Below are 14629 nucleotides of genomic sequence, written 5' to 3' on the forward strand. Positions count from 1 at the left end.
TTAATCAGTCTATTTTGCTCCTTTTCTCATATCAGAGAAAATAACTAAGCCAATTCCAGCCAAAATAATGACGCTTGCGAGAAGGATTCTGACGGTGAGCGTTTCGCCCAAAAATAGGATCCCACCGAGAGTGGCCAGACAAGGTACGCTGAGTTGAATAGTACTGGCCGTTGTGGACCTGAGTAAGGGGATCAATGAATACCAGAGCAGATATGCACCTCCCGATGTAATTGCACCAGAAAGCACGCCCAGAACTAATCCATATATATCAATATGAAGATGAGAGCGGAAGAACAGAGGGATAATCAATGCGACCGGGATTGCCAGGATGAAATTCCCCCCGGTTGAGGCAGCAGCATCCGTGATTTTTTTCCCTGTGATACTGTAGAAAGCCCAGGCTAACCCAGCAATAACCATCATTATTGCAGCATACAAGGAAGGGCGTTCTGCACCAGGAAGCAGCAATATGGCTATTCCAGCCAATGCCCCGAGTATTCCTGTTATTTTTAAAATTACGAGCTTTTCTCCCTGAGCTATCCCCCAAACTGTCATGACGAACTGAACGGTACCAAAGAGCAGCAGGGCACCAGCACCGGTGCTGAGAGAAACATAGGCAATGGAGAATGAAAAAACATAGATGCAAAGTAGCAGGGCATTTAACCACTTGAATTCAAATTTTCTGCTGTCAGATGTTATCGCAATAAAAAAGAAAAGGGCAATTGCGCCACTTATCAACCGGAGGCTGCTGAATGAAATAGCATCAGCATGCATCCCCTTCAACGCGAGTCGGCAAAGTACGGAGTTGCCGGCAAATGCGACCATTGCGATGATGATTCTGATGAGCAAGATAACGTCCTTTAGTCGATACGATAATTAGCGCAAGATGCAGGTGTTGTCTTTAAAAACAGGTGTGTTGATTAACATAATTGCCAACATCAACGACTCTATTCGTGTTGGGATCGACATTAAGAACGACAAAACGCATTTGCGGGCAGAACAGCTCTGCACTTTTCTTGCTGCATTCAGTTTGTAGCCATCGATGCTCACCCTGTTCGGTTACAACCGTGTTCACGTTTCCGTATTCGCTGCACACAAAACCTTTTTCAGTTGCTCTTTGCCTTGCTCCCTCCAGGCTCAGACCAATAACATTCAGCTCATCGACCTCTTTGGCATGTGTGCTGTCGGAAACACGGGTTAATGTGCAGCTCGACAGCGTAGAGGTAAATAGTAGCAAGAGCATGAAGCGTAGGATGGTTTTGCTTTTTTTGTTTCGCATTGTCCGATATGTACTCAATTTTATTATCGTATTTCTGAAAGTAAGTGAAGTCACCTGGTTCAGTATATAACGAACGATTACATACCATTGCTTAAAAATCAAAGATGTGCGGCTTTATATTTTTAAATGAAAGCTACCAAAGCCAGAATCTCATGACGTAATAATTGAGACTATGTACTTTTGGTCAGAGGTATGCGTTTCAAATTAGCGACGATAAAGATAAGAGCCTTCCCAGAGTTCACATCAAATGAAGATCTCATTCTGACTAACATTGCGTAAGTGAAAGGCTGGTCTATGCTAAAAAAAGCAATCAAATTTGCGTTGGCTTTTTGAATAATAACGATAATTCTCGTGTTTTCGGTGGCGAATATGAACAGGATTGTGATCGCTTTTTTAATGTGCTTTCTTTCCTCTTTGGTTGTTAACACATATGCGGCGGAACCTCGTCAGGAGCCCACCGAAAAGGAACGCGCGCGAACGGTTTATATTTTTCATCAACCGATTGTCATGCTCCAGGCGAAATTCGGCCTTACCACGCCAGAGGAGCGGGTGCTGCGCATCCGCAATACGCTACGAAATTTCACTGAAGCCGATGTTCGCGAACCGCTACAAGTTGTGTCGGTCACGCGTTATAACCAGCCGGGAAGGCTTATCGTGATGAACGGTAAACCGGTGATGTTGCTGACACAAGGCGATCTTGACGAAGGAGACGATCTTACGCTCGACCAGGCTGCGCAGCGCGTACTGACGCGCATGGAGGCGCAGCGGTCTGCATTGAGCGATCAGTATAACAGCGGCTGGCTGGCGCTGTCGGCGGTGAAAACGGTGGCTGGTCTGGTGGGACTGGTGCTGTTTTGGTTCGGTGCATACCGTTCCTGGCGTTGGGTCAGACGCGTTTATCGTCGTCGCATTTTTGAGAACAAAAGCTGGATCCCCCAGAGTTGGCGGCGTTTTATCGGCGCTATCGAGACACGCCTGTACGCACTGTTGATGATCCTGCTGGGTATCGTTGCACTTTACGTTTGGCTGAGTTGGGTCTTTAGCCTGTTTCCCTGGACGCGCGTCTGGGGAGAGTCCCTTGGTGACTGGTCTGTACGCGTAGTGCGTGATATTGCATTGTCGATTGTCTCAGCGTTACCTGGCTTGATGATCGTCCTGATCATTTTTCTCATCACGGCGTTCATCCTGAAGTTGCTTAAGGTAGTTCTCAACCAGGTGGAGGCAGGGCGCTTGCAGTTGCCTGGAATTCATCCAGAAACCGTGGGCGCAACCCGGAAGTTAATCTCTGTGGTGGTGTGGCTCTTTGCGCTATCTGCAGCCTATCCCTTTTTGCCCGGTGCCAATTCACTGGCGTTTAAAAGTATCAGCGTTTTCTTTGGCCTGATGCTCACGCTGGGGTCGGCCGGGGTGATGAACCATGCAATGAGCGGACTGGTTTTGATCTATTCGCGCGCGCTGCGCAAAGGCGACATGATTCGGGTAGCGGACAACGAGGGATTGGTAAGCGAAATTGGCATGCTCGCGACCAAAATTATCACTCGTGAAAATTACGTGGTCACAGTGCCAAATGCGGTAGTGGTTAGTGGAAAAATTACTAACCTTAGCGCGCAAAGCACCAACGGCGGCGTCAACCTGACGGTCGGCGTTACCATTGGCTACGATACGCCCTGGCGCCAGGTCCACGCAATGCTGGAGTTGGCAGCCAAGCGGGCCAAAGGAATCGATCTTTCACAGCCGCCGTTGGTGCGTCAGCTGAGTCTGATGGACTGGTATATTTCCTATGAATTGCAGGTGCGCCTGCTGCCGGATGTATCTCTGGCCGATGCCCGTAATGAACTGCATAGCAATATTCAGGACGTCTTCAACGAATTTAACGTGCAGATTATGTCTCCGAATTTTGTGCTACAGCCAGAAAACAGCGTGATGGTGGCCAAAGAGAATTGGTATACCGCACCCGCAACACCGCCAGAAGGCGGGAAATAATGCGTTGGCTTTTTCTGCTAATTCCTCTGCTGTGCTGGCGCGCTATGGCGACAGGGCTTATTGATCCTGAAGACGGCATGGTGGACATGAGCCGTTATTTACAAGAAAACCCGTACGGTTTTCTACCGATTCCGCTGGTTATTACCGAACCGGCCGTTGGTTATGGCGGCGGCCTGTTCGGTCTGTTTCTGCATGGCAAGGGACGACAGGTTGATGGGCAGTTTATTCCTCCGGCCATGAGCGCGTTTGGCGGTGGCGGAACGCAAAACGGTACCTGGTTTGTAGGTGGGGGGCATCGCCACACCTGGCAGGATGACCACATTCGCTATCTGGTTGCAGGAGGCTATGCCGATGTCAATCTGGATATATATTCCGGTGACGTATTGGGCTTTGGCAATAACCGGGCCGTGGAAACCGAAACTCGCGGTTATGGCGGTATGCAAAAGCTTCTCTTTCGCGCAGGGGATTCTCCCGTTTTTCTGGGAGCATCACAGTTCTGGGCAAAGATGAATATCTCCGCCCGCAATAATCCGCTCGTCAACCAGGTATGGCGGCAGCTATTGGGTGAAAGCAGCATCACCTCTGCATTGGGGCTGGTAGCGGAATACGACACAACTGATAACTTCTTTTGGCCCGGACGCGGGCTTTCTCTTAGCGGCGAGTATCAATTCTACGGCCACTATCTTGGGGGCGACTATCGCTACGACCTGCTGACGCTCGAAGGCAAGTTTTTCCTGCCACTGAACGCCGACTGGACGCTTTCACTTGCAGGGGACTATCAAACGCTGTCGCAGCAGGATAAACATCTGCCACCAATGGCGCGCCCTTATATCGAACTTCGTGGTATCTCTCGCTATCGCTACCAGGGGGATGACGTGAGTACCGTTCAGACGCAGTTAGCCTGGCAAATGTCGTCGCGTTGGATTGTTTTGGGCTTTGTCGGTGCTGGAAGTGCGGCAGACAGTACATCAGAGCTTTACCGTAGCGCAGAAGTGGCCTGGGGCAGCGGTATTCGATATTTGATTGCGCGCGAATACGGACTGCGTACCGGTGTAGATGTCGCTTTTAGCGATAACGAACAAGCAGTTTATTTTAATGTTGGCTCTGGCCTGTAGGGATGAGCGGAATGAATGAGGACAAATAATGAAATGGTTCCACGCGGTTGTTCCGTTGTTGTGGGTTTCCGGCGTGGCCAGCGCAGCTGAAACTGATGCCAGCACGTTTCCGATTTGGGGCGAGGAGGCCAGGGCGCGGGGATATGCCATTCCGCTACCGTTTGGCATCAACCTGAGCTATATGAACATGCGGCAAAATATTGATGTCGATAGCATCAGTTTTTCCGGACTGGCGCTTGGCAATCACCCGATTCCTGTCGATATGTTCAATATTGATGCAGGCCATACGCGTGAACAGAGCAAAACTGAAAACCTGCGTCTGGACATGTGGGTCTTCCCGTTTTTGAACATTTACGGGCTGGTAGGGCACACACGCGGATCGTCGGTCTCGAATGTTTCAGTAGATGCAGACCCTTCGCGCTACACCGGTGTTGACCGCATTATCGCATCATCTGTGCATCAGCTTTATCAGAGCGGTGAGCTACAGGATATTGATTTTGTTCTAGATTTTAAAGGCACAACCTGGGGAACTGGTATTACTTTGGCAGGAGGATACGAAAACTGGTTTGCCCTGGTGGATACCAACTATACCCGTACTGATTTTGACATTCTGGATGGCAAAATTTCAGCCCTTACTGTGTCTCCCCGTGTTGGGTATCGCTTTAAATTTCAGGGGCCGGTGGGCGAATCGCATCTGAGCGTCTGGGTGGGGAGTATGTACCAGAATGTGCAGCAGGAGTTCAGGGGTAGCCTCTCCGATCTGCATATGCCCGCTGAGCTTCAGCCACTGATCCAGGCCGTAAACCAGGATGGCAACGGGCGATTTGATGTTAAACAGAATCTGACCTCTCCGTGGAACATGCTGCTGGGGACTCAGTTTGAAATGACACCACAATTTAACGTCCTGACGGAGTTTGGATTTAACGAACGCAATAGCTTCTTTATTGCCGGTGAATATCGCTTCTGATGAACGGTTATCGCGTCATGTTGACATCGCTATTGGCTCTGACGACCTGGTCTGCGGAGGCGTTAACATTGGATCAACCCTCAATTGACGCTTTCCTCGGGAAGCTGGGTGCGGATAACCAGTACGATCCGGCAAAAGGGGTGAACTGGAGCGTGTTGCCGGGGCCATTTTACACTCCAGAGCTGAAGCTGGGTCTTGGCATGGCGGTGGCGGGGATCTACCGGGTGGATGCGGCAGATAAAACAACTCAGAACTCTTCTGTTTCCTTGACGGGTTATGTCAGCGCCAGCGGGGCGTTGGGAATGGGGATCAGCAGTTATACCTTTTTTACCGACGACCGTTGGCGATTGTTTGTGGACGGCTCAGTGAACAAAGTGCCAACGGGTTTTTGGGGCATTGGCTACGACGCAGCCCAGGGTAATGAACAGGATTACACCAACAACTCCGTGAGTTTGCATCCTGTATTGATGCGAGAAATCGCTGAACGCGTTTATCTCGGCGCGGGTTGGGATTTTTCTTCTATGCAGGCGGACGTTGACGATCCGCATCAGGGGGACGTGTTCAGCCTAAATAATGCGCAGACATCGCCGTTATCGTCTGGACCCAGTGTAAGTCTGAGTTACGACACGCGTGACGTTGTCACGCGTCCACAGCATGGACACTATTTTAAGCTGGAGTACACCTGGTTTGATCCGTCTTTTGGTTCAGATACTCATTTTACGGCAGCACAGGTTCAATACGATCGTTACCTTTTACTTGATGACAGGACTGTGCTGGCGTTCGATTTATGGGGACGTTTCACTCGTGGAGACGTGCCGTGGGATCGTTTATCAATGGCCGGAGATGACCGCCGTCTGCGGGGGTATTACCAGGGGCGTTATCGGGATAAGGATGTGGTAAGTGGGCAGGTGGAATATCGAAAAAAACTCAACTGGCGACATGGTTACGTGTTGTGGTTGGGCGCAGGAGCTTTAGGCAGAAACATTGACGATATGAGACATCATCCGATCTTACCTAATGCGGGTGTCGGTTATCGCTTTGAAGTGAAGCCCGCCATGAATATCCGCCTGGATTTAGGTTTTGGGAGAGAGAGTGCAGGATTCTATTTTCAAATTGCGGAGGCATTCTGAATGGCTAAAGGATTTCTGTTTTTACTGCTCGTAGCCGGATTTGCCTGCGCGGAAGTTCCTGGCCTCACTCTTAAACAAGCGCATAAGGCATATCCCGTTGTCGGCCATTTAGCACCGCCGGAGTCACTACGCCCATGCTGCGCGTTTGGCTATGATCTTCATGTCAGGGCGATAGGTGTGCCGATCCCTGTCTACCAGATTGGCAATGTATTAACGTTAGATTCACTGGGGCGTCATCACTATAACGATAGTGCGTTGGGGGCCGTGAAAAATATCGTTGGACTGAGTGAGGAAAAAGACGGACTGCTTTATACCCACCGTGGGGGTTTTATCGACATAGCGCACGTTCGCGATACGGCGGATAACACCTTTTACCTCTTTTCTCGTATTTATCCAAAACTTGGTCAACAGTGGCGTTTTTTTTACAGCGAAGAATTGGGCGTCAGACGGATACAGCTACACGGTTTCACACCTCCTGCAGCAATGGCGCAGCGTTACACATTGGCCGCCTGGTTGGCGGGGAATCTGGCCTTTGAACTGGCTCAATGGCACGAAATTGCACAGTGGTATGGATTCGAGTCTGTTCCCGGTTTTTCTGAGCAGATTTCTGCATTTTCCCCGGAAGATCTCTATTCAAATCTACTGGGTGCTCGTATCGCCATCAACGTGATTTTACAGGGCAGGGTGGAATCCATTGCGGCCTACAACGCGGCGGTGGATCGCGAACTGCAGCGGGTTTTACTGCAACTTGGCGTCGCAACCCGGACTGAAACTGAGCGTAAGTTTCGCGAATTGGACGGTGACTGGTGGAACAGTAAACGTAGGGTTCCAGATAAATTCCTGGTGTTAAAGCGTAACTATAATCTTGAGCATAACCGGTTACCAACCCCAGTTTCGTACGAGAACGCCACACCACTGCAACTGACTTTTCCCGCCGTGATCGAAGGATATCGGCTTGCGCGCCTGGGCGAGTTACAAATTTACCCGGGCACTTCCATGCAATCGCTTCCGCGACCGAAAACTTATTACGCACCAGATAGTTTTCAGTCCCTGGCTGACACAGCGAGTGAAGCAGACAAAATTCAGCTCGAACGTATGCACAAGTCACGCTTTTAATCCGGTGCTTTTGCCTGACAATTTAAATGCTGCGAGCTACGCTTTTACAGACGCTAACTACTTCAATAATGAAGAAATTCTGCAGGTGGCATATGAAAAAATTGACCTTGATTTATCTTAGTCTTTTTTGTTCGCCGTTAGCACAAGCTAGCGCACTCTATTTTTATGAAATAGGCACCGAAGATACGGCTTTGGCAGGGGCGGGGCAGGCAGCGCGTGCGCAGGATGCCTCCACCATCGTGACTAACCCCGCAGGAATGACGCGACTTCCGGATCATATGTTCACCGGTGGATTACAGGCAATGGATGGTGATGTGTCCTACACCCTTGAAGACGAGACGGGGCGTAAAAGTCCCGGTGACATCATGCGCTTCTTTCCAAATGCCAGCGCATTCTATGCTCAGAAGGTGAATGACGATCTTTATGCTGGTATTGGGCTATACGGAAATTACGGTCTGGGGATCGATTTTGGCAATTGGTCCGGCGACCGGCTGATTAAGAAAAGCACCATGGTTGCGATGACGCTCAGTCCATCGCTGGCTTATAAGCTTAGTGACAGGGTTTCCGTTGGTGGCTCTGTTAACGTCAATTACGGTTTTCTGTCACTCACTCGAAATGTTGATGGCAACGATGAAAAAGAAAAGGATCATGACTGGGCGATGAGCTATCGTCTGGGATTATTGATGGAACTGACCGATCAAACCCGCGCCGGTATCGCCTGGACCAGCAAAACTGAGTACGATTTTGATATTGACGGCAAAGCGCGTTTCCCGAACTTACCGAACGTGGAATACGATTTGCCTATTTCTGCACAGGTACGTGCTCCACAGCAGATTATGTTAAGTCTGGTCCATGACATTAATAAACAGTGGTCAGTGATGGGCGATCTTGGCTGGCAGGACTGGAGTCAGTTCGGCGCGCCGCAAATAACGGTGGTCGGGCAAGAAGTTGATAAGTCCAGTCGTCTTAAGGATTCGTGGCATACGGCTTTAGGTGTGCAATTTCGACCTACGGAACAATGGCGTTTGAATGCGGGCGTAGCTTTTGATAGTACTGTCTATAATTCGCAAAGCGATGTGGCGCTGACGTTGCCGACCGGTGATGAATGGCGATTTGCTACCGGAGCGCAATATCAAATTACACCACAAAGCAATATCGGTGCTGCCGTGTCGTATCTGCATATGCAGTCGTCCCACGTACAGTCACCATCAATTTATCAGGGGAGTTACGATAATCCGTATCTGTGGTTTGCCAGTGTGAACTACAGTTATCAGTTTTAATGTTCAGTGAAGTGAGAGTCGCGGTGGAATTGTAGAAGACATAAACAGCTATTTGCATAACCAGCTGTAGTCGAGAGCCATCATCCAGAACTGTTAGCGCTGTTGAGGAAACTGTGCTTGAAAGGGTTTTGAGGCGTCATTATTGAGCAGCACAAGGATGACCATAAAGCATCAGATTCAGCCTTTATCTACGTTAGTGCGCATAATGTATATTATGTTAAATGCAATTTGATACGTACTCAGTTAAGTCCCCATGTGGCCCACGTTTGGCCATTGACCTCCTCTGCTCATTACAATCATGAAAGCCTGAGAAACAGAGTTCGTTCCTGCAGTTGAGATGCTTTGAATCCGTGGTGAAGATAAAAACGATAAGGCTTATGTATAGCAACTGCTATACAGTCTCGTACAACTCAATACTCTGATAAGCAACAATAAAAAACCCGCCAGTGCTGGCGGGTTATGGCATGGTTTGTCTCTACAGTTAAGGAGTTACCATGTTAAACCAGAAATCAAAGCTATCTAAATACCCGAGGAACTCATCAAGCTTGGCATGATTGCCGGAAATTTGTACATCACCCTTCTCTTCTGCCTGTTTCAGCGATTCTTCCTTGAGAATAATTTTGTTCAACGTTGCACGGTTAAGCGTAATGGAGGCATCAGCGTTGCTGGCCTGTGCATCAGCGCTATGGTTAAGAACACCGTTTTCCAGTTCCAGTTTGTATTTACCGCCGTCAGCACCTAAATCGACGTTGAAGACTGCCTGCGCATTTGCCGCTTTTTCTCCGTTAATATGTACCGCGAGATAATCAAAGAACATCTCTGGTGACATGGCTTTAACGGTATCCGGGCTGGCGGTATTTGGTGTCGCGCCTTTTACCACACCGTTGCGTAATTCTTGTGCACCCGTCAGATAAAAATTACGCCATGGACCGGACTCAGCCTGGTAACCCATTTGTTCAAGGGCATCGGCTTCCAGATTACGGGCTTCTTTATTGCTCGGATCAGCAAAAACGATATTGTTAGTGACTTGCGCCACCCAACGGTAATTGCCCTGGGCGTAATCCGTTTTCGCTTTTTGCATGATTGCATCGGCGCCGCCCATATAATCGACATATTTCTTCGCGGCATCAACGGGCGGTAATTCATTCAGTGTTGCCGGATTACCATTGAACCAGCCGAGGTAAAAGACATACGTTGCTTTCACATCATGGCTGACAGAACCATAGTATCCACGGCTGGCCCATGATTTTTCCAGGCCAGACGGCAGTTTGAAGTTAGCGGCGATTTCGTCACGGGTCAGCCCCTGGTTAGCCATGCGCAGCGTCTGATCGTTGATGTAACGGTACATATCACGCTGACTTTTCATTAACTTCACCACATTTTCATTACCCCAGGTCGGCCAGTGGTGCTGAGCAATAATAATGTTTGCCTTTCCACCCCAGCGGCCAATAACGTCATTGATATATTTTGACCATGCCAGCGGATCGCGGATCTTCGCGCCACGTAATGAATAAGTGTTATGCAGCGTATGGGTGACATCCTCTGCAGCTTCGATCATTCCCTTCTCTTCTACATACCACAGCATTTCAGAAGGTGCTTCCGATCCCGGCGCCATCATGAAGTCATAGGTTAGACCGTCGATAACTTCTTTCTGCCCGGTGTGGGTAATATAGTTAGTGGGTTCAATCAGCGTCACCGTACCGGCGGAGGTTGTCGTCCCCAGACCCGCACCGACCTGACCTTTTGCATCCGGTTTAAGCAGATTGCCGTACATATAACTGGCTCGGCGACTCATGGCGTTACCTGCCATAATATTTTCAGATACAGCTTCCTTCATAAAACCAGCCGGTGCATATACCTTCACTTTACCGGACTTCACATCCGCTTCATCAATCACGCCGCGGACGCCACCGTAGTGGTCAACATGGCTGTGCGTATAAATGACGGCAACAACGGGTCTTTTACCGCGATTCTTATAATAAAGGTCCATTCCTACTTTCGCGGTTTCTGCCGAGACAAGCGGATCAATGACCGTAATGCCCTCTTTCCCTTCCATAATTGTCATATTCGAGAGATCAAGATTACGGATTTGATACACGCCATCAGTGACCTGGAACAAGCCGCCAATATTGATCAACTGCGACTGACGCCACAGGCTTGGATTAACCGTGTCGGGGGCTTTTTCGCCCTCTTTGATAAAGGCATATTGCTGAGGGTCCCAAACAACATTTCCCTGCTTACCTTTAATCAATTCACTGGGAAGCGGAGCAATAAAACCTTTATGAGCGTTCATAAAATCGGTTTTATCACTGAATGGCAATTGACCATATAAGGCGTCATTCGCACTTTTGGTCTGAGCAGTCGCATCTTTTGCCCCTTCCTGTGCCAATACAGGTAGTGATATTAATGATGTTGAACACACGCCAGCTAATGCCAGATAACTCACTAGTTTATTAAGTTTCATAAATCCTCACTAATAATATATTAGAAACCCTGCTGCTCCGATTGTTGAGAAGCTTCCGTAATACTGTGTTTATCAGGTTTCTATGATCTAATGCTCGTAGGCTAACATGATCTTATGAAACAATATAATGCAATGACATTTAATTTTAAATTTCATTTTGTTTTTATTTAAACAAAATAGCTGTAGACACCTGACTGTATAAAAAGATAATGGCTGGCATCCATTGTCTTTAGAACACTATATATGCGCACTCTCTATCTACTTCTCATCACTGGGATACTTTCTGGCTGTAATACTTCTCCCCCAGAGAAAGTTGTTAAAATCAATAAAATGGTGATCCCTGTTGTTCAGGCACAACCCGAGTCAAAATCAAGTAGTGACTCGGCATCCCTGTCCTTATACCAGGATAATAAACAGCAAATTGAAAACGTCGTGAGTTCGTTAAAAAATGAATATCTTCATGAGGTTAAGCCAAGAGAGATGTTTGACGTTCATAGCCAGGCATACCAGGTTTATGCTTCTTTAACCAAGCTCGAACAAATGCAGCAAATGAACAATTTTTATTATAAGGAGCATAATCAAACAGGACTGTTAAGCATTAATCAGTCCGTGAACTCTCTTATTGAATAACAAGAAATCCTCCTCAGAGAATGATGAGGAGGATTTTTTGCGATTGATATATAGCATGCCACTACAATAGAATATTAAATTTAGAAAATCGATTTGTAACTTGTTTGTGGGTTTATTTAAAAGCGCTCAGGTAATTTATTGATGGAAGTAAGATACCCTCCGCGTTCAAAATCAATATACCCTCCTTTTTTTAACGCAGATACAACATTTAAAACACTGCTGCGCGATAAGTGGGTCCGATCCTGAATATAATCCAAAATAGAAACTCGCTTGCGCGTCTCTTCCGGCAACAAAATCATCTCTTCGAGGTGGTTACGTATCACTGAATAAGTACGCTGCTGTACGACTAAATCATCACGATAAAAGAGATAACCCGTATGATATGAAAGCACTGCCGCCGCATCTTCCCACAAGCCTTGTTGATGAAAGAGTTCTCGTGCTTTATCGGCATCAACGCGTAATAAGGTTGATTCAGCTTCAGCGCGCAATAAATGGCCGTGTACCGGTTGGATCATTTCGGCAATACCGAACAGATGGGGTTCATAGACGGTCACGATTAACAGACCATCAGAAGAACGTAAAATGGACAGCTCCCCTTGCAAAAAAAGGTAGAGTTGAGGCTTATTCTTGTATTTCCACATGATACGACGCCGCGGCACAACCTTCATCTTTTCTGCAATCGGTTCAAGTGCTTGCATTAAGCGTTGTATGCTTTGTTCTGGGCGTACCGGAGGTGAAATTTGCATAATCAAACCTGTATTATTTTGATCGAGAAAACAATATGCTTTTACCTATATTCCATGAAGGTAGTACAGATTCATATTAAAACCATAAATTGCTCAATAATAAAAGTACAAATTTATTTTTATTTAAACGAGCGTGAGTGATAAGACCACCAGCAGATGGTCACCAGACACCGCCGGATAGATAATCCGCTATGGTGACTATTAACAATGCGTGAGATATTTAATCGGGAATAACGGCGCTAGAATTGATAGCTGTAGTTGACACTGGCAAACCATAGCCACGGGTTCTTATACTGGCCTGCAAAGATATCAGATTTGACGTTGGACGACTGCATGTGCAAATACTCAACGGCAACGCCAATATTGCTGGCTGGCGTAATCTGGTACTGTGCACCGGTGGCAAGTCGCCATTCATCGCCTGTTGGCATCGAAAGCGCTACATCACTTTGCGATTTGTACGGTGAACTGTCATATGCAATACCGGCATTAATGCGCCACTGCTCATCGGGATGATATTGCACGCCCAGCGCTGTATGCCATGTATCTTTCAGACGATTATCACGATCGCTTTGCTGACCATTCATTGTAATCTGCGGGCTGCCAAACTGACTCCAGTCCTGCCAGCCAAGATCGCCCATCACTGACCACTGCCTGTTGATATCGTGAACCAGACTAAACATCACCTGCTGCGGAGCACGGACCTGTGCGGAGATCGGCAGATCATATCCAATATTAGGTATATTGGGAAAACGCGCTGTCCCGTCTATATTAAAATGATAATCAGTCTTGCTGGTCCAGGTTACACCCGCCCGAGTATTGTCAGTTATGTCCATTAATAACCCAAGGTGGTAATTCATCGCCCAGTCATGATCGCTTTGTTTCTCATCGTGGCCATCGACATCTCTGCTTAGCGACAGAAAACCATAGTTTAACCCTGCAGCTGCGCCAACCGACACCTTATCACTTAGTTTCCATGCAACGGCGGGACTCAGCGTCATCGCAACCATGGTACTTTGTTTAATTAACCGAGCCCCTGCCCAGTTGCCGAAGTCGATACCTAACCCATAGTTGCCGTACAAACCCAAACCGGCAGAAACGGTATCACTCAGCCGTTGCGTATAAAACATGCTGGCATTGGGGAAAAGCGTCATTACATTACCGGGGCTTTGTCTGCCATCTGTCGTATTATTCAGCGTATAGGGAATATCTCCGCCCATCGCCTGTAATCCTCCGGTGACCATATGGTCAGGTAAACGAGTCATCCCCGCAGGGTTCGTTAACAGCGTAGAGGCATCCTGAGCACGAGCGGCCTGCCCTGCACCAGCCAGTGCGGTATCCTCCGTTCCGATTTCATAGAAATAGAGCGCACTGGCGTGACCGACCGACGAAAAGATCATCCCGGAGAGAAAAATTATATTTTTTTTCATTGTATTACCTGTTTGGAGAGGTCGTTCTTTACTAAACGTAGGGTCAGCTATCACACGGTATTGATTTATGCTAATAGCATAATCAGGCATCAGGAATGATGTCGTGTTAAATTTTATCCAATATTAAATTTTATAATTCAACACAACGACATCTTAAAAGGCGACTTAATGAGAACTCTTCTTAATAAGTGATTTGACATAAATTCTAATGTAAAGAAATGAAAATTTAATCTTTTCATAAAAAAGTATGAGTGAAGTCGCCAACGGAAAAACCATAGTTATGATCATCACATAACTGTAATATGCGTTTTAAAAAGTAAAACCTTTACAGCCTTGAGGATACCTTGTCTTCTCAAAACCTCGTGTCTCAAATATGTCTTTGATTTCAAAGGGACACGATGATTATTAACCTCTAAAACCTAATATATAAGTGAGGTGAATATCTTATTGTGCTAACTAATCTTCAGGAGAATAACGCTAATCTGGTCATGGATA

General features: G+C 47.4%; 12 protein-coding genes. 7 read left to right on the forward strand and 5 right to left on the reverse strand.

Annotated features, from left to right (window positions below; genetic code table 11):
- Nucleotides 1-9 precede the first annotated feature (9 nt).
- Nucleotides 10-846, reverse strand: coding sequence for a DMT family transporter (locus tag ACHHZ7_RS19010; protein ID WP_081003594.1), 837 nt, complete (start codon nucleotides 844-846; stop codon nucleotides 10-12).
- 52 nt (nucleotides 847-898) lie between these two features.
- Complete coding sequence (locus tag ACHHZ7_RS19015; protein ID WP_060682216.1) at nucleotides 899-1276, reverse strand: hypothetical protein; 378 nt, start codon at nucleotides 1274-1276, stop codon at nucleotides 899-901.
- A gap of 369 nt (nucleotides 1277-1645) precedes the next feature.
- Here ACHHZ7_RS19015 and ACHHZ7_RS19020 point away from each other — a divergent pair, with 369 nt between their 5' ends.
- The 6 genes from ACHHZ7_RS19020 (at nucleotide 1646) to ACHHZ7_RS19045 (ending at nucleotide 8867) form a co-directional block, all read left to right on the forward strand.
- Nucleotides 1646-3259, forward strand: a complete 1614-nt coding sequence (locus tag ACHHZ7_RS19020; protein WP_060682215.1) for a mechanosensitive ion channel family protein — start codon at nucleotides 1646-1648, stop codon at nucleotides 3257-3259.
- Nucleotides 3259-4374 carry a BamA/TamA family outer membrane protein gene (locus ACHHZ7_RS19025; protein ID WP_060682214.1) on the forward strand — a complete coding sequence of 372 codons (1116 nt, stop codon included), beginning with the start codon at nucleotides 3259-3261 and terminating at the stop codon, nucleotides 4372-4374. Before ACHHZ7_RS19020 ends, ACHHZ7_RS19025 begins: the two co-directional genes overlap by 1 nt.
- A gap of 28 nt (nucleotides 4375-4402) precedes the next feature.
- Nucleotides 4403-5341, forward strand: coding sequence for a hypothetical protein (locus ACHHZ7_RS19030; protein WP_008784763.1), 939 nt, complete (start codon nucleotides 4403-4405; stop codon nucleotides 5339-5341).
- Complete coding sequence (locus ACHHZ7_RS19035) at nucleotides 5341-6471, forward strand: BamA/TamA family outer membrane protein (protein WP_060682213.1); 1131 nt, start codon at nucleotides 5341-5343, stop codon at nucleotides 6469-6471. Before ACHHZ7_RS19030 ends, ACHHZ7_RS19035 begins: the two co-directional genes overlap by 1 nt.
- Nucleotides 6472-7587 (forward strand): DUF4056 domain-containing protein, encoded by a 1116-nt coding sequence (locus ACHHZ7_RS19040; RefSeq protein WP_060682212.1) that lies wholly within the window; start codon nucleotides 6472-6474, stop codon nucleotides 7585-7587.
- A gap of 92 nt (nucleotides 7588-7679) precedes the next feature.
- Complete coding sequence (locus tag ACHHZ7_RS19045; protein ID WP_060682211.1) at nucleotides 7680-8867, forward strand: OmpP1/FadL family transporter; 1188 nt, start codon at nucleotides 7680-7682, stop codon at nucleotides 8865-8867.
- A gap of 481 nt (nucleotides 8868-9348) precedes the next feature.
- On the opposite strand, the gene ACHHZ7_RS19050 is transcribed toward ACHHZ7_RS19045, so the two are convergent.
- The gene (locus tag ACHHZ7_RS19050; RefSeq protein WP_192464122.1) at nucleotides 9349-11331 is read right to left on the reverse strand and encodes an alkyl/aryl-sulfatase; all 1983 of its coding nucleotides are present in this window, start codon (nucleotides 11329-11331) and stop codon (nucleotides 9349-9351) included.
- 243 nt (nucleotides 11332-11574) lie between these two features.
- Between ACHHZ7_RS19050 and ACHHZ7_RS19055 the strand changes: the two genes are divergently transcribed.
- Nucleotides 11575-11961 (forward strand): hypothetical protein, encoded by a 387-nt coding sequence (locus tag ACHHZ7_RS19055; RefSeq protein ID WP_008784771.1) that lies wholly within the window; start codon nucleotides 11575-11577, stop codon nucleotides 11959-11961.
- 116 nt (nucleotides 11962-12077) lie between these two features.
- Here the strand turns inward: ACHHZ7_RS19055 and ACHHZ7_RS19060 are convergent, their stop codons facing one another.
- Both ACHHZ7_RS19060 and ACHHZ7_RS19065 read right to left on the reverse strand, forming a co-directional pair.
- Complete coding sequence (locus ACHHZ7_RS19060; RefSeq protein ID WP_008784772.1) at nucleotides 12078-12707, reverse strand: winged helix-turn-helix transcriptional regulator; 630 nt, start codon at nucleotides 12705-12707, stop codon at nucleotides 12078-12080.
- A gap of 239 nt (nucleotides 12708-12946) precedes the next feature.
- Nucleotides 12947-14134: an OmpP1/FadL family transporter gene (locus tag ACHHZ7_RS19065; protein WP_060682206.1), complete on the reverse strand. Its 1188-nt coding sequence runs from the start codon at nucleotides 14132-14134 to the stop codon at nucleotides 12947-12949.
- Between the last annotated feature and the right edge of the window lie 495 nt (nucleotides 14135-14629).

The organism is Citrobacter freundii complex sp. 2024EL-00216 (assembly GCF_043945515.1).
Taxonomy (GTDB): Bacteria; Pseudomonadota; Gammaproteobacteria; order Enterobacterales; family Enterobacteriaceae; genus Citrobacter; species Citrobacter portucalensis.

Bases quoted from the DNA above. Each gene is read 5' to 3' on its own strand.
- ACHHZ7_RS19015 (WP_060682216.1), bottom strand. From the start codon at position 1,276: ATGCGAAACAAAAAAAGCAAAACCATCCTACGCTTCATGCTCTTGCTA.
- ACHHZ7_RS19020 (WP_060682215.1), top strand. From the start codon at position 1,646: ATGAACAGGATTGTGATCGCTTTTTTAATGTGCTTTCTTTCCTCTTTG.
- ACHHZ7_RS19025 (WP_060682214.1), top strand. From the start codon at position 3,259: ATGCGTTGGCTTTTTCTGCTAATTCCTCTGCTGTGCTGGCGCGCTATG.
- ACHHZ7_RS19030 (WP_008784763.1), top strand. From the start codon at position 4,403: ATGAAATGGTTCCACGCGGTTGTTCCGTTGTTGTGGGTTTCCGGCGTG.
- ACHHZ7_RS19035 (WP_060682213.1), top strand. From the start codon at position 5,341: ATGAACGGTTATCGCGTCATGTTGACATCGCTATTGGCTCTGACGACC.
- ACHHZ7_RS19040 (WP_060682212.1), top strand. From the start codon at position 6,472: ATGGCTAAAGGATTTCTGTTTTTACTGCTCGTAGCCGGATTTGCCTGC.
- ACHHZ7_RS19045 (WP_060682211.1), top strand. From the start codon at position 7,680: ATGAAAAAATTGACCTTGATTTATCTTAGTCTTTTTTGTTCGCCGTTA.
- ACHHZ7_RS19050 (WP_192464122.1), bottom strand. From the start codon at position 11,331: ATGAAACTTAATAAACTAGTGAGTTATCTGGCATTAGCTGGCGTGTGT.
- ACHHZ7_RS19055 (WP_008784771.1), top strand. From the start codon at position 11,575: ATGCGCACTCTCTATCTACTTCTCATCACTGGGATACTTTCTGGCTGT.
- ACHHZ7_RS19060 (WP_008784772.1), bottom strand. From the start codon at position 12,707: ATGCAAATTTCACCTCCGGTACGCCCAGAACAAAGCATACAACGCTTA.
- ACHHZ7_RS19065 (WP_060682206.1), bottom strand. From the start codon at position 14,134: ATGAAAAAAAATATAATTTTTCTCTCCGGGATGATCTTTTCGTCGGTC.